Source organism: Pigmentibacter sp. JX0631 (assembly GCF_029873255.1).
Lineage (GTDB): Bacteria > Bdellovibrionota_B > Oligoflexia > Silvanigrellales > Silvanigrellaceae > Silvanigrella.
In genome coordinates this window covers 637,573-662,946 of sequence record NZ_CP123622.1, presented here as the reverse complement: position 1 = coordinate 662,946, position 25,374 = coordinate 637,573, and the positions used below count along the sequence as shown (strand labels likewise).

25 protein-coding genes and 1 pseudogene are annotated in these 25,374 nt (G+C 27.2%); 7 read left to right on the top strand and 19 right to left on the bottom strand.

Going from position 1 to position 25,374, the window contains the following annotated elements:
* The first annotated feature begins 420 nt into the window (after positions 1 to 420).
* From QEJ31_RS02790 to dgt, 3 genes are all read left to right on the top strand, one after another.
* A complete protein-coding gene (locus tag QEJ31_RS02790) occupies positions 421 to 1,446 on the top strand; it encodes a hypothetical protein (RefSeq protein WP_280592272.1) in 1,026 nt (341 codons plus the stop codon).
* A gap of 1 nt (position 1,447) precedes the next feature.
* Entirely contained in the window at positions 1,448 to 2,008 is a 561-nt protein-coding gene (locus QEJ31_RS02785; protein WP_280592271.1) for a hypothetical protein, read from the top strand.
* 254 nt (positions 2,009 to 2,262) lie between these two features.
* Positions 2,263 to 3,960 carry a dGTP triphosphohydrolase gene (gene dgt / locus QEJ31_RS02780; RefSeq protein WP_280592270.1) on the top strand — a complete coding sequence of 566 codons (1,698 nt, stop codon included), beginning with the start codon at positions 2,263 to 2,265 and terminating at the stop codon, positions 3,958 to 3,960.
* A gap of 203 nt (positions 3,961 to 4,163) precedes the next feature.
* On the opposite strand, the gene QEJ31_RS02775 is transcribed toward dgt, so the two are convergent.
* The 12 genes from QEJ31_RS02775 to QEJ31_RS02720 form a co-directional block, all read right to left on the bottom strand.
* Entirely contained in the window at positions 4,164 to 5,321 is a 1,158-nt protein-coding gene (locus QEJ31_RS02775) for a site-specific integrase (RefSeq protein ID WP_280592269.1), read from the bottom strand.
* A gap of 44 nt (positions 5,322 to 5,365) precedes the next feature.
* Positions 5,366 to 6,700 (bottom strand): VapE domain-containing protein, encoded by a 1,335-nt coding sequence (locus QEJ31_RS02770; RefSeq protein WP_280592268.1) that lies wholly within the window; start codon positions 6,698 to 6,700, stop codon positions 5,366 to 5,368.
* A gap of 15 nt (positions 6,701 to 6,715) precedes the next feature.
* Positions 6,716 to 8,017 carry a toprim domain-containing protein gene (locus tag QEJ31_RS02765; RefSeq protein WP_280592267.1) on the bottom strand — a complete coding sequence of 434 codons (1,302 nt, stop codon included), beginning with the start codon at positions 8,015 to 8,017 and terminating at the stop codon, positions 6,716 to 6,718.
* Positions 8,014 to 8,274 (bottom strand): hypothetical protein, encoded by a 261-nt coding sequence (locus QEJ31_RS02760; RefSeq protein WP_280592266.1) that lies wholly within the window; start codon positions 8,272 to 8,274, stop codon positions 8,014 to 8,016. Before QEJ31_RS02760 ends, QEJ31_RS02765 begins: the two co-directional genes overlap by 4 nt.
* A gap of 1,638 nt (positions 8,275 to 9,912) precedes the next feature.
* On the bottom strand, positions 9,913 to 10,398 hold the full coding sequence (locus QEJ31_RS02755; protein ID WP_280592265.1) for a hypothetical protein: 486 nt from the start codon (positions 10,396 to 10,398) through the stop codon (positions 9,913 to 9,915).
* Between the two features lie 2 nt (positions 10,399 to 10,400).
* A complete protein-coding gene (locus QEJ31_RS02750) occupies positions 10,401 to 11,285 on the bottom strand; it encodes a hypothetical protein (RefSeq protein WP_280592264.1) in 885 nt (294 codons plus the stop codon).
* A gap of 833 nt (positions 11,286 to 12,118) precedes the next feature.
* On the bottom strand, positions 12,119 to 12,613 hold the full coding sequence (locus tag QEJ31_RS02745) for a hypothetical protein (protein ID WP_280592263.1): 495 nt from the start codon (positions 12,611 to 12,613) through the stop codon (positions 12,119 to 12,121).
* A 122-nt stretch (positions 12,614 to 12,735) separates the two neighbouring features.
* Entirely contained in the window at positions 12,736 to 13,026 is a 291-nt protein-coding gene (locus QEJ31_RS02740) for a hypothetical protein (protein ID WP_280592262.1), read from the bottom strand.
* A complete protein-coding gene (locus QEJ31_RS02735; RefSeq protein WP_280592261.1) occupies positions 12,989 to 13,201 on the bottom strand; it encodes a hypothetical protein in 213 nt (70 codons plus the stop codon). The genes QEJ31_RS02740 and QEJ31_RS02735 overlap by 38 nt, the downstream gene beginning before the upstream one ends.
* Before the next feature lie 443 nt (positions 13,202 to 13,644).
* Complete coding sequence (locus QEJ31_RS02730; protein ID WP_280592260.1) at positions 13,645 to 14,124, bottom strand: VOC family protein; 480 nt, start codon at positions 14,122 to 14,124, stop codon at positions 13,645 to 13,647.
* 151 nt (positions 14,125 to 14,275) lie between these two features.
* Positions 14,276 to 15,175 (bottom strand): nucleotidyl transferase AbiEii/AbiGii toxin family protein, encoded by a 900-nt coding sequence (locus tag QEJ31_RS02725; protein ID WP_280592259.1) that lies wholly within the window; start codon positions 15,173 to 15,175, stop codon positions 14,276 to 14,278.
* Positions 15,172 to 15,942 carry a type IV toxin-antitoxin system AbiEi family antitoxin domain-containing protein gene (locus QEJ31_RS02720; RefSeq protein ID WP_280592258.1) on the bottom strand — a complete coding sequence of 257 codons (771 nt, stop codon included), beginning with the start codon at positions 15,940 to 15,942 and terminating at the stop codon, positions 15,172 to 15,174. The genes QEJ31_RS02725 and QEJ31_RS02720 overlap by 4 nt, the downstream gene beginning before the upstream one ends.
* A 653-nt stretch (positions 15,943 to 16,595) precedes the next feature.
* Here QEJ31_RS02720 and QEJ31_RS02715 point away from each other — a divergent pair.
* Positions 16,596 to 16,943, top strand: a complete 348-nt coding sequence (locus tag QEJ31_RS02715) for a hypothetical protein (protein ID WP_280592257.1) — start codon at positions 16,596 to 16,598, stop codon at positions 16,941 to 16,943.
* 140 nt (positions 16,944 to 17,083) lie between these two features.
* Here the strand turns inward: QEJ31_RS02715 and QEJ31_RS02710 are convergent, their stop codons facing one another.
* The 6 genes and pseudogenes from QEJ31_RS02710 to QEJ31_RS02680 form a co-directional block, all read right to left on the bottom strand.
* Positions 17,084 to 17,923, bottom strand: coding sequence for an HDOD domain-containing protein (locus QEJ31_RS02710; protein WP_280592256.1), 840 nt, complete (start codon positions 17,921 to 17,923; stop codon positions 17,084 to 17,086).
* 371 nt (positions 17,924 to 18,294) lie between these two features.
* Positions 18,295 to 19,302 (bottom strand): annotated as a pseudogene (locus tag QEJ31_RS02705) (Fic family protein); the annotation flags it as partial.
* 12 nt (positions 19,303 to 19,314) lie between these two features.
* On the bottom strand, positions 19,315 to 19,482 hold the full coding sequence (locus QEJ31_RS02695; RefSeq protein ID WP_280592255.1) for a hypothetical protein: 168 nt from the start codon (positions 19,480 to 19,482) through the stop codon (positions 19,315 to 19,317).
* A 489-nt stretch (positions 19,483 to 19,971) separates the two neighbouring features.
* On the bottom strand, positions 19,972 to 20,256 hold the full coding sequence (locus tag QEJ31_RS02690) for a tyrosine-type recombinase/integrase (protein ID WP_280592254.1): 285 nt from the start codon (positions 20,254 to 20,256) through the stop codon (positions 19,972 to 19,974).
* Positions 20,257 to 21,083: 827 nt separating this feature from the next.
* On the bottom strand, positions 21,084 to 21,905 hold the full coding sequence (locus QEJ31_RS02685) for a transporter substrate-binding domain-containing protein (protein WP_280592253.1): 822 nt from the start codon (positions 21,903 to 21,905) through the stop codon (positions 21,084 to 21,086).
* A gap of 139 nt (positions 21,906 to 22,044) precedes the next feature.
* On the bottom strand, positions 22,045 to 22,254 hold the full coding sequence (locus QEJ31_RS02680; protein WP_280592252.1) for a hypothetical protein: 210 nt from the start codon (positions 22,252 to 22,254) through the stop codon (positions 22,045 to 22,047).
* Between the two features lie 245 nt (positions 22,255 to 22,499).
* Between QEJ31_RS02680 and QEJ31_RS02675 the strand changes: the two genes are divergently transcribed.
* Complete coding sequence (locus QEJ31_RS02675) at positions 22,500 to 23,453, top strand: DNA adenine methylase (protein ID WP_280592251.1); 954 nt, start codon at positions 22,500 to 22,502, stop codon at positions 23,451 to 23,453.
* Positions 23,454 to 23,483: 30 nt separating this feature from the next.
* On the opposite strand, the gene QEJ31_RS02670 is transcribed toward QEJ31_RS02675, so the two are convergent.
* Positions 23,484 to 23,798: a hypothetical protein gene (locus QEJ31_RS02670; protein ID WP_280592250.1), complete on the bottom strand. Its 315-nt coding sequence runs from the start codon at positions 23,796 to 23,798 to the stop codon at positions 23,484 to 23,486.
* 442 nt (positions 23,799 to 24,240) lie between these two features.
* Here QEJ31_RS02670 and QEJ31_RS02665 point away from each other — a divergent pair, with 442 nt between their 5' ends.
* Both QEJ31_RS02665 and QEJ31_RS02660 read left to right on the top strand, forming a co-directional pair.
* On the top strand, positions 24,241 to 24,840 hold the full coding sequence (locus tag QEJ31_RS02665) for a LysE family translocator (RefSeq protein ID WP_280592249.1): 600 nt from the start codon (positions 24,241 to 24,243) through the stop codon (positions 24,838 to 24,840).
* A 46-nt stretch (positions 24,841 to 24,886) separates the two neighbouring features.
* Entirely contained in the window at positions 24,887 to 25,366 is a 480-nt protein-coding gene (locus QEJ31_RS02660) for a GNAT family N-acetyltransferase (protein ID WP_280592248.1), read from the top strand.
* The last annotated feature ends 8 nt before the right edge of the window (positions 25,367 to 25,374 follow it).

The window sequence follows — 25,374 nt, the reverse complement described above, 5'->3', positions numbered from 1 at the left end:
TTGTAATCTTGCTTACTTTATGTATTATTTAATTATCAAATAACATCAGGTAATTTGATTTTAAGGGGAAGCACGAGCTATGTGTCTTCCTCTTTTTTTGTATCAAACCTGACGTTATTTTACATGTTGGACGGGGAAGATCAAATGGGGATTTATTATTCATATAAGCAAATCACACAAAAATCGTATAAATTTTGTATGATATTTTAGCATTTTTGTTTTTAAAATATAGAAATCTATAATTAGAAATTCTTCAATTAATTAAATTGTTATTTTTGAGCCAAAATTAGCTACTCACAAGATTTTACTAATTATTATTTTCTCTGTATTATTGGTTTATTGGAAAACAACAGTTGTCTGTTATTGCTTAAATAACAATCATTTTTATCTAAAAGAGGTAAAAACAATAAAGGATTTATTGTGAAAGATTTCAGAATTTTTTTTTATAAATTTAAAAAATTTGGGTACTATATTCGAAATGGAAAACATAAAGAATTTATGTTTGGAGAACAAAAAGAAGCATTTATAGATTTGGTTAACTGGCTAAATAAACGTTCTCTATCTACTACAAAGATCATAGATAAAGAATCCAATATATATTGTAATGGAATATTAAATCATAATAATTGCTTTACAATGATGTTATGGCAAGAATTTAATTCAAGCAATTCTGGCAAATTATATTCTTTAGATAAAAATGCAATTGCAGGAGAGACAGCTCCAGAAATACAACAAATTGATCAAAATATAATTCCTGGTATTCCAGGTTACTTCTGGATTGATACAAATTTAAATGTAATAGCAGTCATAAAACCATCTAACTGCAAATCTTTAGGTATCAGTTTATTAGAGGAATTTCTTTTAGACTTCATTTCGTATAAATGGTCTAAGCATGTAAAAATTGAGTTTTTAGAAGGTAATCGAGATAATATTTCAATTAAATATAGAAAATCTCAAGGAATGGAGGAAGTTCATGGGGTTCAGGCGTGTGTAAAAACGATAATTCATCCCAAAGGGGATAATAAAGAGTTTTTGCTTAATAATGTCAATAATATAAGACAATTAGCATTAAAATCTAGAATAACTAGGACTTTATTTGAGGGAAGACAAAGCTTATTAACACAAATAAAAAATCTTACTTGGAATTTTCTTACAGGCTCTTCAAAAACAAGTGAACATGTTAAGGAATTGAAAATACAAATAAAATCCCCTATAAATAAAGAAGATCTTGAATTAATGTTAAATAAAGTGGACAATAGTAAAGGAAGCTCTTTAAATTTTGAAGTATGTTTAAATGGGAAAAGTAACTGGTACTCATTAAATAAAGTTTATAAAATTACTTGTCCATTTGATTTTGATGAGGATAAACTTTTATCTTTGACAGAAATTCAAAGTTTTATTATTAAAAATATAGATGAGTTTGAAAATCCTAGACTAGGAGATTAAAATGCATCATTATATAAGTATCTCATTTAAACTTTTTTTACTTTCTATAATAATTTCTCTTATTATTTTAATAATTGCATTATATTATTCAATTGTAATTCCTTACAACTCACAACAGGCTATTGCGTCATCTTTGCAAGCAATAGCTGCAATTATTTTTGGTATTTGGGGAGTATGGTTATCTATTGTTTCACCAGAATCTTTTAAAAATGTTATTTTACAAAAAAGGATAAGTAATAATACTAATAATAATTTAAAAGAACTGAAAAATAAAGATGAAGAGTTGCTTAACTTCTTTATACCACCAATATTAATATCGATTTTTATTTTAATTTCTCTCACGCTATTTATAATGTTATCACCAATCTTAAAAGATATAGTTACTGCTGATCTGATAAAATTATACTTAAAATATATTGGATTTATATTTTTAATTTTTGTATCAATTTTGCAATGCTTAACTTTATTTATACTTTTATTCATCCCATTTTGGGGGATTTCTAGAAGAAATCAAGAAATATCTCAAATCGAAAACTTCAATGATGATTATAAAGAAAATTAAATAGATACTATAATATTTGAACAACTCGTTAACAGAAATTTTCTCTTAAATTTTAAGTATTTTGGTCATTACTAAAGATAATAGTTCTCTATTAATGAAATTTTGACACTTTATAATTCGAAATTTATAAATAAAATTAGTGATTTATATAATTTTTTTTATGCGATATGGTATTTTATTAAATTACAAATAAACAGAATTCAATTAGTATTATAATTTTCCGAAGTGATGGAATATTTAAATGGAGTTTATAATTGTCTAATACAAAAAATATAACTTGGTTAGGTACTAAATATAAATACCATACAAGCAAAAGCAATAATAATGATTATAAATACAAAAGAACTCCATTTGATCGTGACTTTGGATCGATAATTTACTTATCTGAATTTCGTAAGTTATATGATAAAACGCAAGTATATTCAACAGAAAAAGGAACTAATAGAAATAGATTATCTCACTCTCTTGAGGTTTATAACATAGCTCTTCAAATTTGGAGGCAAATATATTATGAATTATTATGTAATAATAAATTATTTGAAAAAGTAGATACAACAATAAAAAATGCAGAATATTGGAAACGATATGATAGGGGTGTTTCTATTGAAAAAATATTAGAGTGTTGTTGTTTATCTCACGATATAGGTCATCCTCCTTTTGCTCATGCCGGAGAAAAAGAACTTCAAAAAAGTATTAAATTTAGAAGAGTATTTGATTCTAATATTCAAAATATTAGAATACTTTGTAATATTGGATCGGTGGGTAAAATTAATAATATAGAAGTAAACACTGCAGTACTTGATGCAGTTCTTAAACATAAGCCAGGCGGTCCTTTTGATAATTTTGTCTTTAATTCGGATGAAACCAGCAAAATAATTGGTGTCTCTAAAGATACAGAAACATATATTAGTTATAAAGAATTTAAAAAATTATATGATTCAGTAGTCGAATCGAATTCTGATATAAAAAAACATGATATTATTAGTCTATATATAGGAAAAATAAAGTCTATAGAAAAAGAGGACAAAAATATTCGCAATTGTGATGGAAAAATTTATCTACGTCATCCTTTAGCTTATATTATGGAGGCAGCAGATGATATTAGTTATCTATCCGCAGATTTAGAAGATGCTATCAATGAAGGAATTTTAGAACGTAATGATATAATAGAATTATTTGAAGAATTGGATTTTAAATTTTATGACAATGACTATAAGATAGATAATAAAATATATAAAAAATTTAAAAAAAATAATTGCTCATGTAAAGATGATGATGCGATCAAAAAATACATAAATGAATTGTTTTCTGAATGCGAAGAAAAATCTTCATTTAGCAAATTAAAAACTTATGTGATTAGATTTTTATTAAAGAATTGTATTGATAATTTTTTAGATTGTATTTCTGGAAGATTAGCTAAAAAACAAATACTTAAAACTTTTAATTTTAAATTCAAAGAAAATTCTAAAAAAAAATTTATAAATCAAGTAAGTTTTCTAAATAAGTTAGATGAAATATTTTTTTATTATTCGATGTTAAAATATCGATCTGAAGAAAAATCCGAATTTGGAAATTTTTTATACTTTAACTTAGATAAGAGTAAGAAGAATGGTGAAAAAATTAAAAAGTTTAAAAAAGAGATGAATAATAAGATATTTAATTCTGCACGAATACTAAATGATAACACATTAGCGTCTCATGTTGTAAGTAGATTAATTGATATCTTAGTACCAGATACATATTCAAAAGATGATATTATAAAAGTATCTGCATTTCTTCCTATAAGTTTTAGAAAAATGCTTTTAGAAGAAATTAAAAAAAGTGAAACAAAAGCAGAAGAGGTTATACTTGATTTTATAGCAAGTCTTAATGATAAAGAAGCTCAAGACTTATTGAAAAAATTAGAAGAAGAAAGCTTTTTCAAATATGGAAAGTTGAATAAATTTAAGTAGTTTAATAAACCTTGTGGAATATTTTATTTATTTTCATTTTATTAGATAAATTTACTTGTCATAAGATTAAATTAAGTCGAATTTTATATTATAATTCATTACACTATAAAATAATGATTACGAAATTATATTCAAAGTTGTTTCTTCACATCTTTCTTTTGAAAATTTAAAGTCTTAAAATCAAAGCAAATCTTAATTTTCCCTCACCCCAAAATCCCTTCAATACTAGCAGTAACACCAGTAACAGGAAGTTGGGTTGCATCAAAATATGCAGTCGTCATATCAGAAGTTTTATGCCGAGCTATTTTTTGAACTACTTGCATAGAATGGCCTGAACTTGCTAAGAAAGTAATTGTTGTATGTCTAAGCCCGTGAGCAGTAACGTGTTTGATATTTGCTTTTCTAGCTAAGGAAGAAATTAGAGCAGAAAAGTCTTTAGGACTTTGAGCAACAAAAGGAAATAGAAAGTCTAAGCTAGAAATAGGATAGCCATATTCAGAAGCTATTTTTTTCCACTGTTCTAACTTTAGTGCAATGGAATAAGAAATTTCTACTTGCCCATTAGAACCACATTTTGCAGAGCGTTGAATGCTTTTCGTGCGGTGGTTCATGGTTTTATCAATCGTAATAAATAAAGAAACAGTGCCAAGGTTATCTGTTTTTAAATAATTTAGATCACCCCATGTAAGAGCTGCGGCTTCTCCAATTCTTAATCCTGTATAAATTAAAAATTCTATAATCAGTCCTGTTTGCAATCCTCGTTTGTAAGCTTGGGCTATGAGTAATTTAGCTTCTTCTTTGGTAAGAGCTTTTTTCTTTATTGTATTTGCTTGATTATTTTCTAACCGATTTTTCTTATAAAAAATACTTAAGTTATTTTTCACTTTAGAACGTTTCAAAGGGTTATCTTCTAAGTAACTTTTAAAACAACACCAATCTAAAAATGAACTGAAACAACCAACAATGTTTTTAATGGACTTTAGAGAGCGTTTTTTGCCTTGGTTGGTAGTAGAGCTAGCTAAATTTAAAACAAACGTTAAAATGGCTTGTTCTGTTATTTCTTCAGGTTTCAAATGTCCAAAGGCTTTATCCAAGTATAATCTTACATTTTGTTCATAGATAAAAAGTGTTTGAGGAGAATAAGCACCAAACGGATTTTCAAGCCATTGTGGAAATAAAGTTTCACAGGTTGGAACTAAATTAACAGAAGGTTTTAGCATGAGCTCTCGCCAATGTATGGCATCCTCTTGTTTAATAAAAGTCTTTGAATAGTGCTCCCCCTGAACAGAAACCCTCGCTTCCCATTTATTGATGCGTTGTAAAAAACGAATGCCTGCTAATCTATTAGTACTTTGATGCATACTTTGTAATTCCTTTTACTTAAGTAAGTTGTAAATTAAATATGTTAATATAAATAGCCATTAAATGTTTCATTTATAGATAACTGAAAACCTGTATGTTTTTTCCTTTGTCCTGCATTATTAACTTTGGCTTCATTAAACCGTTTCGTCATTTCATTTGAAAAGCTTTTAATTTGGTCGAATTTACTTTTTGGAAATATCTTTTTAAACACATAAAATAAGTCTGAAATTAAAATAGCTGAACTATTTTTATCTATCGATATATTAAAAATTTCAATAAATTCATCAACGTCAGTTAAAACAGTGTGTTTCTTTTGAATGGCTGCAATTTCTTCTAAGGATAAAAAACATTTCCAGTTTTCATCAACTAGGGTCCATAGCCAAGTACCATCAAAATTTAAAGGATATAAATAACCATCTCTTTTTTCATTTTCAGTTAAATAATTTAAATTTTCTAAAGCATAATAGGGAACGCTTATTTCTTTAAATGATTTTACTTCAATAGGAAAGAAACGTCTGTTTCCAGTATCATCTTTAATTTTCTCTGCTAAATTTAAAACATTTGCAGTTGCAATAAAAGTAGATTTATTTTCAACATGTATGGTTTTATTAGAGCCTAAAATTCTTGGAGATAAGGTTTCTGTCGTAATAATATTTTTTAAATAACTGATGTCACTTTTTTCAGCTTGGGCAAGTTCATCTAAAAATAAAATATTGCGTTCTAAGTTAGAGGCAATTTCTCTTGAGTCAACAATTTCTCCAACACTTTTATTTAAAAAGAAGGAACCAAATTGACTAAATGGTTTGCATAAGTTTTTAACAAACTCTGTCTTACCTACACCCTGATGAACATTGATAAATATAGGACATAAGTGATTTTGAACTTTTAAGGCATTCATTTTTCTTTTTACTTGCCAAATAAAATGCATTATTACTTTAGCAATTATTTCGGGATTATTTTGACTGTCATGATTTAAAGCTGGTAATATAAACTTAGTAAATATAGCTAAAGAAGTTTGATAACTTGAGCCTTTATATTGAATTTTCTTTTTAATTTCTTCTAAATTTTGAAATGCAATTTCATGATCCATAACGCTAATTGTATTTAAAATATGCTCTTTATGAAAACGAATGCGTTTTGTTGGGTGTTCTTTATTACTTTCATAGTAATATAAGTTTTTTAAAGAGTTTTGAAATATATATTCAGTTATTCTTAATTGACTAAACCCTTTTAGTTTATATTTTAAAACTTCTTTTCTTAATAATTCATCAATAGATTTTGCAGTAACAATATTTGTCAAATGATGGTTTTTTTCTTGTCTATATTTTTTAATATTCTCAACTTGCTTATTTTCATAACTTATATTATATTGCGGCATTGTGATGAAAACCTCCTAAAAGTAGTTTTTGAAAGCTTCTAAGTTGCTGTTAGAGGCTTTCTTTTTTTTGAGTAAATCATTTAAATCATTGCAACTTTCTAATAATTCAATGGGAAAAAGTTCTACATTTTTTATGCCAAATTGTTCTGCGGCTTCTTTTGTTTTAATGGCTAATTCTTGGCCTGTATTTAATTTAGATTTATTGTCGTTATTAAAAGCAATAATAAGTCGTTTACAATTACGAATTAATCTTAAGTTATCTTTCCACATTGCACTTTGAATTTGTCCTGATGTGGCCCAAATAACATCACTTCTTTTTAATAAATGTCTGCCTGCCAGCATATCTGTGCAGCCTTCAGTCAAAATAACAGTAAAATTTTCACAACCGTTGTATTGCAACCATGATGTATTTTTATGATCTAAAGCTTTTGGAATAAGTAAACCATAGTAACCAATGCTAGCAGGAAATCCTTCTAATTCAGGAATATGTTTTATTCCTAATGTAACTTCTTTTGGTTGGTTTGTTGGTTGTATGTTTGTATACCGTGCTCTTATTCCTGTAACATATTCTATTGCATTGCCATTTGGATCATTTAAATAATTCCAGCAAAAGAACATTGCTAAATAGTCTTTACTAATCCATTGCAAACAAGGTTTATTTGTGATGGCATGGGGTTTCCAAATTCCTGTTAAATATTTTTCTTCAAGTGTTAACTTTTGAACACAATTTAATTTTTCTAATTGTTCAGGGGAATTTAGTAAGACAAAAGATTTTTTGCCATAAAATGCACATTCTAAATTGAATCCTCTTTTTTCCCACCACTCTAATACTTGCTTGGATGCATTTTTATTTTTTGTAAGTTCTAATTCTTTGGCAATTAAAGTTAAAAGTTCGCAACGTCTTTGATACCATTCATTTTGCATGCAATCAGAAAATGTTCTAAATTCAGAATAATTTTTTGAATTAGTTGGAACATTTTCTTTTTTATATTTATTTAAGCTTATAAGTGTTGGACTAGGGAAGTCTTTCCACTTCCCTAATTCCTTTTGCAAAAGTATCCAAGCTTCTTTTTCTGAAATTTGCGTTAATTTAGAAATCAATTTAACAGGAGTCAAATGCATTTCTGAACCACTAGCACAATGGTTCATGAAGACTTGTTTCCTAATTAAATATCGTAAGGAATGATACTTTTGGCTACCAGTGAAAATATTTTTAAAGACAATTTCATTTCCTTCTTTAATGCCATAGCCTAAATCTATATTACAAATTTGCAGAGCCTTAACCCATTCAGGGGAAGCAAATGAAGCAAAATTCATAACTTTGCTCCTTTGAATGGTTTGATTTTCTTTTGTCCTATTTCTTCAACAAATGCTTCTAGCTTTAAACGTGTGGCATGTGAACATGATTTTCCCTTAGCAATATTAGTAAGAGTTTGTCTTGAAATTCCAGATTTACGTTCTAATGCACAAATGCTACCGCACATTCTAACTCCTTTCTTTAAGGCCACAGAGGCCAATTCTTTAAATTTTTCATTGGAAAGTTTTTTATTTAGGTGATGACTAGTGAATTCCATAAAGGCTCCTAAAAAGTTTATGAAGAGAAAAATCTCTCTTCTGAAATAATTATGAAGATGGATGAGCGGACTGTCTAAATTAGTTATGAAGTGTGAAAGTTGCAGAGGACTTGTTTCTTTAATTAAGCTTTTTAATTTATTCATTAATTTCTTGGATGGTTTAAGAATTTGTTTGAATTGAATTAAACTTCCAGAAAAAATATTCTTTGTAACAATTTAAAATTATTGAATTATTTAGTGACAGACCGTCTGAATAAATTTAGAGTTTAGACGGTCTGCAAATTTTTCTTTATTTTTTAAGGATAAAATTGATATACTATGGAAAAAAATTCAAAAAAGTACTGTTATTATAAGGAATATATTTTCCAACCCTTTTAAAAGAATTTCAAAAATTTAAAGACAAAGTTATTCTTTTAAATACTGAGAAACTTTAAAAACACGTGTTTTCATGCTGATGCTAAAATTCAGTGTAACTATTTAATATTAATAAATAATTCATGGTTTGATTTTTTAACTATAGAAATAGGGTATTCTATGATTTTATTGAACATGTATAAAAATAGTTTTAAAATACTTTATTAACCGGTTAATAAGATTAGAAATTATATACATTTAGCGGACTGGCACTTATACACTTTATTTTAGACGGTCTGCTATGACTTTATTCATTTAAAGGAAATAAATTTGGAGTTCGATAAAATATTATAAATTTTATGAACTTAACGGACTAGCTCTTTAACGAAACATTTTAGCTAGTCCGTTAAAGCTTGTTTGATTGCTTAAAATTTCCTACTCGTTCTTATCTCGAGTTCATTCTGATCAGGTATAAATTTTTTCATATCATTGGTAACAAAACTTTCTCTAGGACTTATATTAATGGCCTAGTCTTTAGAAAAGTAGACTTAATTTTAAATAGGGTAACAATTGAGAATCTGTTCAATATTGAATAAGTTCAAATAAAAATAGTAAATAAATCCTACTTTGCCATCCTTAAATTTTAAAATGATCAGAATTAGAATCTGTTCAATAAATCTCAAAAATTGTCACTCTAAAAACTGTATTACTTTTGAGCAGACCGCCTCTTTAACTAAACAATTTAGACAGTCTGCTATACTAAAGCGCAATTTTATTAGTTCGCATTTTTTCTAGCTTTTAATTCATAAAACGAAATCTTTGGTAAAACAGGAATTTTAGAGCATTATTTAGGAATAATTTTTTCAAGTTAAATCTTATAGCTTATAAGATTTAACTTGTATTCAATTAAAAACAATATTGGCAATATTTTAAGATATGAATATATTAGATAAAAATATAATTATTTATTATTTAGTATATTACTGAATATTTTCTTATTAAATAAGTTCGAATTTATTAAGATAAATTTCAATATATATTAAAATAGAATTTTTATTATTCGTATATAATTATAAAAATTACATAAAATAAAATTAATTTTTTTTATTTGATAATAACAGTATATAATCTTAATAAAATTGGCAATAAAAATATTGTTTTTATAAATAATTTATAACTTTGAATTTAAGATTATGATTATTTATAAAATTTCGTACTATAAATTATGAAATCTAGTATTAAAAAAACCTTCGAATATCTTAAAATTTAAATTTTTTATTTACCCTAAGAGGTTTTAATTACAAATTCTATAATAACTTTAAATTTTTTTATTGTTATATATAAATTTATTCCTGAAATTGTTGTAATAAATAAACCTAAAAAAGCACAAAAATCTATTAAATCTTTAAATAAATAAATATTTATCTCATAAATTTTGTTAATTTCTTGATATGGTATAATCGTAAGTATGAATAATATAATGGAAGTAAATCCTAAAAATTTAATTGTTTTTATAATCGAAAACAATAAATCTTGTAAATAAGATGATTGCACTAGGAATTGTACAGACGGTTCTTTATAAATTGAAAATATTATTCCAACAGTTGCTAATAGTAAACCTAATAGAGTTAAGAATAATGTCATTAAATTTAAGAATCTAGATTCAAAATTTGATTCATTAAAGCTAAACTTTCCGGCGTATGAAAAACTTAAAGTTAAAATACTTGTAAAAATATTGTTTAAAATTATTTTAAATTTAAATTTTTTCATTACTAAACTCCAGAATAAATTAAAATATCCTTTTCGTGTATATTATATTGCTCTTTCATACACTTCATAACTTCATCTCTGTCAAGATATTTTCCAGTATTGTTTACTGAGACGTTTGATTTAACCGAATCAAAAAGCAAATCTATAACTTTGCTAGATTCAGGCATTTTTATTTTTAATTCTTTAAAATGTAGGTTTTTTGTATTAAATAAATTTTCGATAAAATTTAGAGTATTTTTCAATGGGTTTTTAGGTGATGAAAGAACTAATCTAACTTCTTTTGACCCTGTTCCATCAGCAATTGCTAATAAATTTTCGCCAAAATCAATTTCATCCTCTTTTATTTCTTTTAAATATTTTGGGTTTACAGGATAAGGTATTTTAATAGAAAGAAAAGTTGGTTCAATTTTTTTTTCCAAAAAATTTTTCAAAGAGTCTCTTCTAATAATACTCAAAATATCAAATCTCAAACTTGTTTTTCTTGTTAAATAATTTGAAAAATTTTCTATTCCACCAATCTCTTTCTTTGTTGCAAATACGACTATTTCTTTTTTTGGAATTATCAAAAAATATGTTTCTTCAACAATATAATCAGTATTAATTTTCTCTATTTTTTTATTACTTGAGCAATAAGGAAAATTATTGTCTCTATATTTAGCAAATGTTCCAAAGTATGCACCCATAAAATCGATCATTTTATCAGTTAAATATGTTATTTCGTAAGTAGAATTATCTTCTTCAAAGTACTCTTTTCCAAAATTTTTAATATTTTTTGAAAAATAAAAGTCAAAATTTTCTTCTAGTGTTTTATTTCTATCGAATAGAGATCCTTTTTCACATATTATCTTATAAAAATTTATCGTAATACTTTTTTTACTTTTGATCATTTAACCTCCTGTTAAGAAGAAATAATGCTATAAATAAGCATAATTTATTATTTTATCAAGGCTTTATTTTATTTTCAAGATTTATTAAAAATAAAAATGTAAAGTAAAATTAATATTAAATAGGTTACCAAAAATTAAACTTTTTATATTCATGAACAAGGTTTTTTTATCTATTTTTTTTGATAATATTTACTTTAAAAATATAAATTATAATAAAATATTTTTTTTTATTTATTATTGGAAAAAAAATTGATCATATTTACATTTTTAAATGCTTTAATTTAAAAAATATCATTAAAATTTCTACAAGTAATTTTATATAGTAAAGATAATGTAGTTTATAATTATTGACTTTAATGATAACAATTATACTTAAAATATATGAAAAAAATAATTTAAAAAACTGAAATATATTTACATCATAATTTTTGAAGTTTGTAGTAAAGTAAAATCCAACTATCTGCCGGCCATGCCGATGATGCTGAGAAGAGTTTTTGCTCTTGCCGGCAGCTACTTGTATATATTTTATATAAATAAGTATTAATTTGCCGATGAAGCCGAGAAGAATTGCTATACTCACAAAAAAATTTTGTTGTCCCAAATTCATTGCTTTACAGTTTGGCAGGTTTGTTACTCGTATGAAGTGTCTAAATTGATATTGTTAAGTTATTTAAATTCTAGAAATTTGAAGCAAAAAGAAAAAAGTCGGCAAAGCCAGTTCGATTCTTGCTGGGTCCGCCATTGAGTTATTCGTTTGAGCCATATGCTTAAGACACCCCGCAAGATTGTCCCAAGGTCCCAATTTTGGGTTGTAAAATAGGTTTAAAAGAAAATTAATTATGAATGCTAAAGGTTCTAATATTACAGAAAAGAACCCCCAATAAAGATATGAAACCTATCCAATATAGAGGAGTTTCTTTTAGGTCATTGCAAAAACTAATAAAACGTTTTTTAATTTTGTCTTTTTCTTCTATAAAAAGGTCTGCTTTTTCTAAGTTAAATAAATTTTTTTCAAATATGATTAAATATTTTTTATCTTCGTCTGTTTTATTCTTTTTATTTCTTAAATCTATTATTGATTTTGGGAAAATATCGTCCGTTTTAAACATGAGAACGAGAATAAATGCTATTGAAAGAGATGGCCATAGCAGAGATTTTATTCCTTCCAGTCCTGAGCAAGAAATTGCAAAGTTAAATGAGACAAAGCCAATTGTATTATCTAAAAAATTCTTCCATGCTTTCATTTGTTCGGTAATTTCTTTTTTATCTTTAAGAATTGGGTGACTTTGTGTTTTATCCTCTTCAATGATATTTTCGTTATCAGACATAAATACTCCTAAATTAAAATTTGTTACTTAATTTTAATTATGGCTCTTTACCCCTGATCTTTCAAATTAATTTTTTTAAAAAATTTATTCTAGTATATTTCATAAAATAAAAAAGAAATAAATTAAGCTCTTTTCTTTTGTTTTACATGTTCTGTTAAAATCATTCTAATATAAGAATTTGTGGTTAAACCTTTTTCTCTTGCTAAAGTAGCTATTGTTATTTTTAAAGAATCCGGAAGACGAATTGTTGTTGGAGCGCCACTTATATTTGCTTTTTCTCCAATAGAGTGTTCTAAACTTTTTCCAAGTTCACCTTTTTCCCATTTATCTTGGTAGCCGTCATTTAAAAACTCTTCCGCTTTTTTAATTTCTTCCTTATCTGTTAGAACGGAAACTTTTCGATTTTTTTTCATAAATAACGATCTCCTCTTCATCTGCATCATAGGCGGTTCGTACATATGCAAAATCTGTATCTGGTACTGGTTTAATGACTATCTTTAAAAGTCTGACATCACAGGTTTCACTAATAAACCAGTAAGTAGGTGGAATTGATTTATGGTCTTCCCTATCATTCAGAACCCATCCCATTGGAAAAAAGCTTTTTCAACTTCTTCTTCCGTTACAGGAGGATATTTACACAACAGCTTTTCAACAATTGGAAGCAATAAGAAGATGTGTTAATTCGATATGTTATCTCTATTAAGCAATATTTTACTGAAGAATATAAATGATGTCAATTATAATATAAATGAAACTTTTAAGTAGTTAAATTTGTTTGATACATTTTTAAAGTTTAAAAGTGGTTTTCAAAACAGAGTTATAAGTTTAATTTGTGTAAAACGCATTTCGCTGCCAATATCACAATGATTCATAAATACTTGTTTATGAGGAAGATATCTAAAGGATCCATAATGTTTGCCATCAGTAAATATGTTTTTAAATACAAACTCATTGCCTTGTTGAATTCCTTCTCCAAAATTTACATTGCAAATATTTCAAGCTGTAACCCAGTCAGGGGAGGTGATTGATTCTTAAGCGCGATCGAAGGCTTCCTTTAGCTTATTGCGGTCCAATTTGATCATCTTCCACATCGCGTGCATGACCGCTTCCTTCTTCTTTTTGTTTTTGCTTGTGTTCCACTTGTCGAATTCAGCCGGTGTGATCTGCCATCGAATGCCGTATTTGTCTATCAGCCATCCGCATTGCACAGGTTTGCCTCCATCACTCGTCAGTTTCTTCCAGTACGTATCAATTTCGCGCTGGGTTTTGCAGGGTACGACGAACGAAATGGACTCGTTGAAAGTCATTTCGGCGTATCCGTTCAGAAGCATGATTTTTTGACCCAGAAGGGTGAGATGTATGGTCAATACGGAACCCTCTTTGACTCTCATAGGATTGCTGCCCCAGTAAGAAGTCTTGCCGATCTTGGTTCCTTTGAAGATTGACTTGTAAAATTTAGCCATCTCCGCGGCTTTGTCGTTGGACCAAATGCAGGCGTATATTTTGGACATGGTGACGAGCCTCCTGTTTTTGGAAAGTGTACGTGTGGGAAGTAACATTGTCTAGATAGACTCCGTGTTCAGATAATTTCATTATTGAGTGTTTTTTAAAACAGGAAAAAATTGTTGGATAAAGTACCATCTAATACAAATTAATCAATTATCAAAGATATCTATTGAGTTCTTTCAGTTCTTTTTGTCTCTTAGCCTCGGACATTTTTTCAATATTTAGCATTCTCCATTTTATACTAGGATAATTTTCAATATTTTTAATTTTACTTAAGTGCCATTTTGGGTTTAGTTGTAAAATAGTTCGTAGCAACTCAATATCATTTTCTTCTATAAACTCTTTAAGTTTTTTAACTAATATATTATATGCATCATCTAAATCTTCAATTGTTATTTTTTCAAAATTCATCCCTAAAAATTTCTGTTCGAATAAGGTTTTGATCGGTTGTTTTTTAGGTGAGAGCAGCTCATGAAAGGGTCTTGCAGAACTAATGAGATAGAACAGAAAGACGTCCTTTAATTTCTTTGTTATTCCTTGTCCTTCTAATAATAATTTTATGTCAAAAAGATCTCTTGGATGTTGCCTATCAAGTGCTGCACAAATTTTGCCAGCGTATACTTCTTCATATTTAAGACAATTTACTTTTAATGTTGATCCATATAATTCTGATATCTTTTTAGATACCCCTCTCATTTCTGGATCAAGGACTGTCCCTCTTAAAGTAAAGTTCGGTTCTACTTTGATTTGAATTTTTTCTTTTGAAACAATGAGTTTTACTTCTGAATTTCCATCAAGTTTTTTGTCAGAAATACACTCAAACCCTCTCTTTTTTAATTCATTTTGGAGTTTATGCAGGGATTGATGGATTTTTTTAAAACTTGTTTCTCTATCCTCAATTGGTAAATATGTTAAATCAATGTCTACTGAAAGACGAGGTAGATTTTGATAAAAAAAATTTATTGCTGTACCTCCTTTAAGGGCAAATATATCTTTATCTATAAATGGCAAAACTAATAACACTAATTTGGTTTGTTCTTCAAATTCTTTATTCAAAAGGGATTATCTCCTTTATTTTTAAATTGGTTTGGAATCATAATTTTGAACTCTTGATTATATTTTCCGTGTTCTACAATTTGTAGAACTCCATTTCCTAAGTCTTCTGTCGTGTATTTCAGATCATTTAGGATGGGTAATGATGTGTATTTTGCTAAGAACAGGAAGAGCCTTTTAACTTTGTAAGAATTACATTCATTAAACGCTTCTTGCATGCGATTAAGCTGTAAGCCTATGAGGTTTTCCATTATGTTCAAAGCATCTTCAAATGAATTAGAATCATTAACGTCTTCAAGTACCTGTAGGATTGATACTTCAGGTGTTGGCACTGATATTGGATAATTTCCTCGAAATTGTTGCTCAATATTACGTAGTTTTTTTCTAAATAATGTACTTGTTTTATACGAAATTTCCACTCCAAAGTCTGCGTTTATAAGCCACTTAGGTGGAACTTCACCTTTAGCGCCACTTAGTTGAATTATATTTTTATTTTGCATTGTAATATGATGTCGATATTCATGTAGTTCCAATGCTGAGTACCCGAATGGATAAATACTAAGGTTTAACTGTTTTTGAACAGCATAAAGCGCGCCTGTCCAATCAACCTCTTCCCCTTGTTTTTTGTAGCATCCATTTGCAACTTTAATGATGTATTCAGACTTAGTGTATTTATACAGTAATTGTCTTGAAATCCCCATAGTTTGCAACCATTTGCTTGTTGCTATGGTATTTGGAGGCCAGTTTTTGAAAAGATCACTTATTTTCATAAGATTTGCTACCCTCCTCCTAGTTTACAATTACAATTATTTAATAAAAGTATGGAAATGTAAACTATTAGTTTACATTTATATATAAATATTAAAAAAATTTGACAGTTAAAACGAAAAAATGAGATCAAAAGGTATAAAAAATTGTGATTTGGTAATTATCCGAACATACGAAGATTGTCAGGATAAGTAGTTTCTGACAAACTCTTAAAAACCTTGTTTTTAGGATTATATGGCATTTCATCCAAGCCGATAAAGCCTTTGAAACAAAAATCTTCATCGGCACATAGTTTTCTATATTTTATATATAAGTATCTATTTGCCGTTGATGCCTATATAAAACCCCTTATTCGGGAAAATTTTTTTGTAGTCCCAATTCCATTGCTTTACATTTAAACAAATTTGTTACATGCATGAGGTGTTTATATTGATATAATTAAACATTAATTTTTAAGGTTTTTTAACACCTTAAGGAACGCTTGAGGAAAGGCCAGTTCGATTCTTGCTGAGGTTGCAAAATGGAGAACCCTAATTTTTCTGGCTTATTACTTCAATTTAGTTTGAATGAAGTGTAAATATAGCAAATATTAGTTGAAAAGAAATTTAAAATTCCTGAATAAGCTAAATGAATGAATGAGAAAAGCATAAATAGCATGAAGCAAAAGCAGCAAAAAACAAGAAAGAACAGTGAGTCGACTTCGAAGAAGCCAAAAGCATCTTCAACGACCCAAAAATTAAAATTAAATACGATGAAAAAAACAGTGAAAGAGAAGATATATTCCAAGCCATTGGATACTCAAAAAAATATCGCTACCTATTCTTCGTCTTCTGTGAATATGAAGACGAAGGAGAAGCTACAATCCGAATTATTTCTGCAAGATGTGCTGAAAAATTTCAAGAAAAAATCTATTCAGGATCAGGAAAAAAAAGGACACGGATTTATTAGCCCATCTGATCAAGAAAGAGATGTGTTGCGGAAAACAAAGAAAATAAAGTGTTGATTAATCAAGAAAACAAGAAGAGCTTAGGAAAAAGATTGTTTCATTTTGTTTATCAGCGCAGTAAAATAAAAATTTCTGATGTTTTCGATGACGCACTTACGATAAAATTAAATTTTTATTAATTTCTGGTGATTTGGGACTTATATATATAGAGAATTTGAAAAAACGTTTAAATTAAGAACAACATCTTTAAGTATAGAGTTTAAACCATTTTTTGAAATAGCAATTTTATCCAGTAAAATCTGACTTATTTTGACATGAGGATCATTGTTATGAAAGCCAAAAGAATATTTACTCGATATTTGATTAGATAATTCAAGAATATCAAACTCTTTTGATAAATAATCTATACTTGAAGTTCTATGCTGTGTTGGTGTATGATGATGTTTTACTAAATCTACTACTTGGCGATTGAACCCCCACTTTTCAAGTAAATTAGCTCCTAGTTGATCATGAGTTAATAATTGAATATTTATTTCAGATGTATAAAAATTTATTTTATCATTTTTAGACTTTTCAATTAGTATTTCCATTTTTTCAGGTTGACTTAATGCTCTGATTAATAATCCAATATCATGGAACATACCTGCAATCATTAAATCAAATTTTCTATCTAAATTAAGTGATTTACCTATTTCAAAACAAAGTTTTGAAACAAAAATGGAATGCTGATTAAATTCTTTTAATTTAAAAAAAGCAATTCCATCAATTTTTTTATATTGACTATAATATTCAGATGTTAATATTGTTGTAAGGTTTGTAATTCCTATCCGTATAATTGCTTCTTTTAAGTTGTTTGTTTTTATTCCCTTTGAATAAAGTTGAGAATTTGCTATATCAAATACTTTTTGAATTAATGACATATCCTTCGAAATTTTTTCGCATAATGATTCATAAGAAACATCGTTTTTATAAATTGACGAAAGGCAGGCAATAATATTTTCACTCAATGGTGGTATTTGAACATTTTCAATTTGCATTTTATTTAAAACCTCTTAATTTTTTAACAGATGAGTTCCTACTTTTCTAGTTTAAAGCTTTTTATAAGAATCTGATTAAAGACAAGTCATTTTTTAGTTGGTGCTATTTTAGAGAATTAGTACTTATTAAAGTTTTCTTTCAAATGTTTCTGCCGGCCATGCCGATGAAGCCGAGAAGAATTGCTATATTCACAAAAAATTTTGTTGTCCCAAATTCATTGCTTTACAGTTTGGCAGGTTTGTTACTCGTATGAGGTGCCTAAGTTGATATTGTTAAGTTATTTAAATTCGAGAAATTTGAAGCAAAAAGAAAAAATCCGGCAAAGCCAGTTCGATTTTTGCTGGGGTCGTCATAGGAATGTTTTGTGTAGTTAACCCACTTTAGTAGTAGTATCTCTTTTTAAAGCATTTAAATATTCTAAATAAGCATACTTTCTATTTCTATTTTGTCCTGTTATTTCTTTAATAATGCCTATTTTTTCTAGATTATTTATTGCTCTTTGAATTGTTGTTTGAGAAGAACCTTTTATATGTTTTTCTAATATTGAAATATTAATGATAGGAAAAAAACATAATTTATGAAAAATTTGAAGCATAATAGGTGTCGGTTTATTTAAATTTATTTTTGTCAAATCTTTATTATGAATGCTATGAATTTCAATAGCTGTATAGTTAGCTATCTTAGCGGTTTCGGCTACTGCTCTTAAAAAGAATTTAATCCAGCCTTCCCAATCACCTTTATTCCGAATATCCATGAGTCTTGCATAATATTCGGTTCTATGAGCTTTAAAGAAATAACTTAAGTACAATAATGGTTTTTCAATAGTATTCCAACTGCATAACACGAATGTAATTAGCAATCTTCCTAGTCTTCCATTTCCATCAAGAAAAGGGTGAATGGTTTCAAATTGAGCATGAATTAGTGCAGCTTTAATTAATGCAGGAAGGTCATCATCTGAGTGTATATAATTTTCTAATTCACTCATGTGTTTATTTACCTCTTCAGGAGGTGGAGGAACAAATTCGGCATTGCTTAAAGTACTATTAATATTACCAATCCAATTTTGATTTGTTCTAAATTCACCGGGTGTTTTTTTAGATCCTCTTACACCTTTTAAAAGAATTTTATGAATTTCTTTGATAAGTCTTGTAGAAATAGGTATCTCTTTGAGTCTATTAAGTCCTTGATTCATTGCTGAAACATAATTTGATACTTCTTCAATGTCAGCATTTTTTTCTTCAAATAAAGAGTCGTTATCAAGTAATATATCTTCTAAAGAGCATTGTGTTCCTTCAATTTGTGAACTCAGTAAAGCCTCTTTTCTGACATAAAGATAAACAAAAATATCTGGGTCAGCAATTATAGAAGTTAACCCATTTAATCTTCCTAGTTAGAGATCTGCTTTGGATAGAATAGAAATCATCTCCAAATCAAAATTAATTGCAGGAGTTGGAGGTAAGGGGCTAGGAATAAAAGCTTTATAGTTAATGCCATTTACTCTTGCAATTTGAGGTAAGTATTTTCCTGCCCTATTTTGTTTAGTATTTTTTTCAATCATTTTATTGATTTACCTTTATCTTTCCTTTAATAAAATACCCTACATGTACTATATTGCTAGTAAAGTAGAGTGTAATCTCTTCAACTAGTGAAAATAAGAGTTTCCCTTATATTCATTTTTTGTTAAAAGTGAATATAAGAGAATCCCTTATATTCAAAATCGTACTTTTTTGAATATAAGGAATCAAGTAAGAATCAATTTTTTGTATTTTTGAATATAAAAAGCCCGCTAAGCATCAAAATTCGGAAAATTCATAAATAACAACCCTTCAGGTACACCAAAAAAACAAGCTATTTAGATACATAGGATATGAGGGGGTATTTGCATGAACTTAATTCTACCCACTGAAAGAAGTACTGCATTTCTATTTTATTTTTCTATGTAAGAAATTTTCTTTTGAATTTTATTAAATGATTTTTTCTACTTTAGAAAACTAATTACTATAATTAATGTTTTATTTAATTAACGTAAAATATTTTGTTATGATCCTCAACCCAAAATCCCATCAATACTAGCAGTAACACCGGTAACAGGAAGTTGGGTTGCTTCAACATATGCTGTTGTCATATCAGAAGTTTTATGTCTAGTTATTTTCTGTAATACTTGCATAGAATGGTCTGCTCTAGCTAAGAAAGTAATGGTTGTATGTCTTCGGCCATGTGCTGTAACGTGTTTGATATTATCTTTTCTAGCTATGAAAAAAATAAAAGCTGAAAAGTCTTGAGGACTTTGAGCAACATAGTTGTCTGTTTTTATATAATTTAGATCACACATTTAAGATTTACGGATTCTCTAAAAGTAACATGTTCTGATTTGTAATTATTATTTAGTTGTTATAGAAGTGTCTTTTCATTCTCTAACAAAAAATTTATAAACCATTGGATAAAGTGTTATAAATATAAATAATATAAGAGAAATCGGTAATAGTATACGATAGAATTTTGAATTTAATTTTAAATTTTTAAGGTTTTTCGCTGGCTCACCACAGTTTGTGCAAGCGTATGCATTCGAAGAAATTTGTTTTTCACAAGTAGGACAAGGAATTAATGGCATAGAAATCACCTCCAAATTGTTAAATATTTTTAAATTTTAAAAAAATCAAATTTTAATTATAATTTTTACTTAAAAAACAACGTCTTCCTCTTACTTTAGGAAAAAGAAGGCATCACGGATAACTTAATGTAGATAATTTATTGATAGTTAAACTGCCAAGAGTTGAAAGAGATATCCCCGCTTTGTGAATCATTTTGATAAGATTGATTTTGTTTATAAATATCACTCCAGTTTCTTTGCATGTGCAAAATAGATTATTTGATAATAATTATCAATTATTATCTGCTTTTAAAAGATTGTAATGATCTGTTACAGATTAGAATTTAAGATAGTTTTGAATATCATAGTTTTTTTTTAATTATTATAATACGTCGCAAAAAAGTAAATGAATAAATAAACTAGCAAGTAAAATTCCCTTAGTTTACTATATCCAATTAATAATTAGATGCATAAAAAATCCTTAGAGACTGAAAACAAATTTTTGTAAACTAGCATATAATATTTCATGTAATTTTTATGCGACTTATAAAAATATTATGTAACAAGTTTTAGTTAGCAACAGATATACTTTTTATCTCATTTTGATTGAAATATTTTTTCATTAGTTTTTTTAATGTCCCATCAGAATTCAAATCTTGAATTACTTTATCTATTTTTTTTGCCTTTAGAAGGTCAAAAGTTTTTTTGCTGTAAGCAAAATATCCATAGTCAATAGAAGATATCGGATAAATAATTAATTCATTGTTATTGTACTCTTTCGGCATCAGTTTTTTTACTTCTAATATTCCAGTGAAAAAAGCGCCATCTATTCTTCCTAACCTTAATTTATTAATAATTAATTCAGTTTTAGAAGAAAGTTCAATTTTTGAGGAAAATAAGGGATCTTTTATTAAATGTTCATATTCCTCACTAAATACCGCACCTATTAAAGCCCCAATAGTAATATTCATGTTTTTTAAATTACTTAAAGTAAATGCTTTAGGAGATTTAGAATTATTCATGAACACAACAACTGAAGGAAGATTTTTATAAGGTGTTAAATAATATAAATATTCTTCTCTATCGTTTCTTTTACCAGCACCCATTATGATATCGAGCCTTCCCGTTTTGGCTTCATAAAATTGTCTGCTCCAAGGTATTTTAATTAATAAAACCTCACAATCGAGTTTTTTTGCCACTTCAGTAATAATATCAATATCCAGACCACTTTCCTTTTCGTTAATAGATGTTTGAAAAGGTGGATTATCATAAATTCCAATTTTCCAAGGAGATGAGCAAAGATCATTGGCTAATGATACTTTTATAAATATAAAAAATAAAATAAATCCAAGGAAAGATTTATAGAAAGTTTTTATTTTTAATAAATTCATATATCTCCTAAAAATAAGCAAAAATTAATAATTTTTAAATTTAAAAAATCATTCATATCATTGCATAATTTAAATTAATTTGAAACTCTATAGAAGAAATATAGCCAGTAGGATACATCTAAATGATTGTTTTACTAACTTAGCAGCCAAATTGGAAAGTGATAACCTCATACTTTGTTACTACATTTGTAATACTTACCATATTTGGATGATCAGTTGCATCAATTTGAGTAATATTCCACTTCTGATAATTCCTACCGTTAGAGGCTAGTGCATAAACATTTTCTTGGAAATTGCTGTCAAGAAAAAGGCTAGAATTCCTATTTTGAAAATATGTAGGATTGTTCATATTTGACCTGACACCATGCTATAAGATAGAAAAATGGCAAATTAATTCATTTAATTAAAAATAGAAAAATACAATACATTGAAAATATCAATCTGTATTAAATACAGGACTTGGAATTATCTATTAATTTTAGAAAACTTGTAAAATCACTCCATGTTCAATATCTTCTCAGTATATTGAAACTGATTTGGTTAGGAATAAACCTCATTCAAGTTTCATAAATTTGATAGGAAAATAAATAATTTATGGAAACCATTGTTTCACAAATAGCACCAGTAGCAAAAGCAATACCTAAAGTGGATTCACCTGCTAAACCAGTTTTGAAATGGGCAGGAGGTAAAACTCAACTTTTACCAGCGCTCACAGCTAAATATCCTAAAAATCTTGGAACAAAAATTACGAAATATATCGAACCTTTTTTTGGAGGTGGTGCTGTATTTTTTGATTTATATAACTCAAATTACATTAAAGAAGCTATTATTTTAGATGCTAACCCTGAATTAATTTTATTGTATAAAATAATAAAGAAACAGCCAGATCAATTAGTTGAAAATTTACAAAAGTTGCAAAAAAAGTATTTGTTGCTAAAAGATTCTGATAGAGAAGAATTCTATTATAAAGTTAGAGATGATTTTAATTCAAAACGGAAAAATTCCTATACTAAATTAAATTCAATTCGAGCAAGTCAAATAATATTTTTGAATCGAACTTGTTTTAATGGGCTATTTCGAGTGAATAGTAAGGGTGGTTTTAATGTTCCTTATGGTAACTATAAAAATCCAAAAATTCTTGATAGTGAGAATATCTATGCGGTATCCAAAGCTTTTCAAATAGCCGAAATTTTACAAAGTGATTTTGAAAATATTTTCTCTATGGTTAAAAGTAACGACGTATTTATTTATTATGATCCGCCATATAGACCGTTAACTGATACTTCAAATTTTAATGCCTATACTGGAGTGTTTAATGATTCACACCAAGTAAGATTAGCAGATATTTTTAAAAAAATGAATGAAAAAGGTATTTATCAAATGCTGAGTAATTCAGATCCAATGAGTGCTACGGGTGATGATTTTTTTGATAAACTTTACCAAGATTTTAATATCTTTAGAGTAGAGGCAAAACGTATGATAAATTCAAATACTTCTAAAAGAGGCAAAATATTTGAGCTTCTTATAACTAATTACAAAGAAGATTAACCCTCAAAAATTCAATTTTACAAAACTTTATTAAGTTAACTGGGGTATTTTAAATCCAATTCGCATAGATGCAAAATTAATATCATACTTTGTTATTGATTTTGCTTTATATCCAGAATAAACAAGGTCTTTTATATAGAGTTTATTATATTTAAACATGAAATAAAAATTACTAATACCTAAAGTAGCAAATTGACAAAGCAGTATTATCAAACTCCATTTCCAATCACCTCTAAACAAAGGTGAAATAAATCCAAAGAAAAAAACAGTCCATGAAAACCCTACAGGAGCTTCTTTCATCAACCCAGTCTTGGGGTTCTCAAATACAATTGAAGCAAAAGCCATATATACTCCATTATATAAAAAATTTAATTTGGCAATCTTGTATGATACAATACTATTTGTCAATTCATTTATTTTATAAATTTAGATATTTTCTTATGGCTTAAAATTTTTTTATTTCATTAGAATATTGATTAGTACTATTTAATAAAAAATAATATTACATTAAATAATTGTAATTTCTTGCAAAAATTTAACACATGAATTTTTAAAAATTTCACATTTGGTATAAATAAACCAATTTTAATTAAATATTTATATATTTTTTAAACAAAATTAAAAATATGTTATAAAAAAAATGAAAAATTATTAAATAATTTTTTCCTGTTTACTTTTATTTCTTCCAATTCTTTAAAATTTAATGTAATATAGCTTGACTTACTTATATTTTGTTTGTCTTTTTGTACGAAAAAATTTCAATTTACTATAGTGAATTCATAATATTATGTACTATCTTTTTTTTATTACTGTCTTTTTGTTAGCCTTCACACCAGGGCCAAATGTTGTACTGATGATAAATAATGGGCTAAGATACCAATTGAAAGATGCGATATTTGCAATTTTTGGTATTTTATCTGGATTAATTGTATTTGCCTTAATTAGCTCATTTTCAGTCCAAGGTGTTTTTAAATTTTCAACAAATTTTTATACCTATTTAAAATTTATTGGTGCTTTTTATCTAATATATTTAGGAATTAAAAATATTTGTAATAAAGATAATTTTAAATTTGAAAAAAATGAACCAGTAATAAAACCTAATAAAATTAATTTATATTATGAATCTTTAATTTGTTGCTTAACAAATCCCAAAATTTTATTTTTATACATAACTTTATTACCCAATTATATAGTTAATGAAAAAAATATTTTAATTCAAACTTTTATTTTGTCTTTAATACAAATTTCTGTGGTTGTTTTATCAATGTTTACTTATTTGCTAATAGCAAATAGAGCTGCTAAAATTTTATTATCTAAAATAAAGTATATACGTTATATTTCGGGAAGTGTGATGATTCTTTTGGCATTATCTCTATTGATATGGTAAAAGTGACTTCTTCTATCTCAGTTTTACTAATAACTAAGGATAATTAATGCAAAATATAATATTCAGGGAAACAACTTCTGATGATTCTTCACAAACCCTAATAAAGATGAAAAAACATTGGGGTGGAGAGCCTTTAGTTATAAGAACAAAAAATTATTATCCAAGTAAACTAAACGGTATTATTGCGCAATTGAATGATACTTGGGTAGGATTCTTGTTTTATGATCTGCAAGGCGATGATTGTGAAATTGTCGTTTTTGAAGTGTTCGAAAAATTTAAAGGCATTGGAACACAAATAATAGCACGTCTAAAAGAAATTGCAAAAAATAAGCAATGCAAACGAATTTACTTAATGACACATAATGATAATCTAGATGCTTTAAGGTTTTATCAAACTAGAGGGTTCCATATTTGTGGAATACATTTAAATTCAATGGAATTTACGAGAAAAATAAAACCATGTCCCGAAATAGGTGATTATGGGATACCAATAAGAGACGAAATTGATCTTGAAATCCTGCTGTAGGAAAATTA

Bases quoted from the DNA above. Each gene is read 5' to 3' on its own strand.
- QEJ31_RS02785 (WP_280592271.1), top strand. From the start codon at position 1,448: ATGCATCATTATATAAGTATCTCATTTAAACTTTTTTTACTTTCTATA.
- QEJ31_RS02775 (WP_280592269.1), bottom strand. From the start codon at position 5,321: ATGCATCAAAGTACTAATAGATTAGCAGGCATTCGTTTTTTACAACGC.
- QEJ31_RS02770 (WP_280592268.1), bottom strand. From the start codon at position 6,700: ATGCCGCAATATAATATAAGTTATGAAAATAAGCAAGTTGAGAATATT.
- QEJ31_RS02765 (WP_280592267.1), bottom strand. From the start codon at position 8,017: ATGAATTTTGCTTCATTTGCTTCCCCTGAATGGGTTAAGGCTCTGCAA.
- QEJ31_RS02760 (WP_280592266.1), bottom strand. From the start codon at position 8,274: ATGGAATTCACTAGTCATCACCTAAATAAAAAACTTTCCAATGAAAAA.
- QEJ31_RS02755 (WP_280592265.1), bottom strand. From the start codon at position 10,398: ATGAAAAAATTTAAATTTAAAATAATTTTAAACAATATTTTTACAAGT.
- QEJ31_RS02750 (WP_280592264.1), bottom strand. From the start codon at position 11,285: ATGATCAAAAGTAAAAAAAGTATTACGATAAATTTTTATAAGATAATA.
- QEJ31_RS02745 (WP_280592263.1), bottom strand. From the start codon at position 12,613: ATGTCTGATAACGAAAATATCATTGAAGAGGATAAAACACAAAGTCAC.
- QEJ31_RS02740 (WP_280592262.1), bottom strand. From the start codon at position 13,026: ATGAAAAAAAATCGAAAAGTTTCCGTTCTAACAGATAAGGAAGAAATT.
- QEJ31_RS02735 (WP_280592261.1), bottom strand. From the start codon at position 13,201: ATGGGATGGGTTCTGAATGATAGGGAAGACCATAAATCAATTCCACCT.
- QEJ31_RS02730 (WP_280592260.1), bottom strand. From the start codon at position 14,124: ATGTCCAAAATATACGCCTGCATTTGGTCCAACGACAAAGCCGCGGAG.
- QEJ31_RS02720 (WP_280592258.1), bottom strand. From the start codon at position 15,942: ATGAAAATAAGTGATCTTTTCAAAAACTGGCCTCCAAATACCATAGCA.
- QEJ31_RS02715 (WP_280592257.1), top strand. From the start codon at position 16,596: ATGAAGCAAAAGCAGCAAAAAACAAGAAAGAACAGTGAGTCGACTTCG.
- QEJ31_RS02710 (WP_280592256.1), bottom strand. From the start codon at position 17,923: ATGCAAATTGAAAATGTTCAAATACCACCATTGAGTGAAAATATTATT.
- QEJ31_RS02695 (WP_280592255.1), bottom strand. From the start codon at position 19,482: ATGATTGAAAAAAATACTAAACAAAATAGGGCAGGAAAATACTTACCT.
- QEJ31_RS02690 (WP_280592254.1), bottom strand. From the start codon at position 20,256: ATGTGTGATCTAAATTATATAAAAACAGACAACTATGTTGCTCAAAGT.
- QEJ31_RS02685 (WP_280592253.1), bottom strand. From the start codon at position 21,905: ATGAATTTATTAAAAATAAAAACTTTCTATAAATCTTTCCTTGGATTT.
- QEJ31_RS02680 (WP_280592252.1), bottom strand. From the start codon at position 22,254: ATGAACAATCCTACATATTTTCAAAATAGGAATTCTAGCCTTTTTCTT.
- QEJ31_RS02675 (WP_280592251.1), top strand. From the start codon at position 22,500: ATGGAAACCATTGTTTCACAAATAGCACCAGTAGCAAAAGCAATACCT.
- QEJ31_RS02670 (WP_280592250.1), bottom strand. From the start codon at position 23,798: ATGGCTTTTGCTTCAATTGTATTTGAGAACCCCAAGACTGGGTTGATG.
- QEJ31_RS02665 (WP_280592249.1), top strand. From the start codon at position 24,241: ATGTACTATCTTTTTTTTATTACTGTCTTTTTGTTAGCCTTCACACCA.
- QEJ31_RS02660 (WP_280592248.1), top strand. From the start codon at position 24,887: ATGCAAAATATAATATTCAGGGAAACAACTTCTGATGATTCTTCACAA.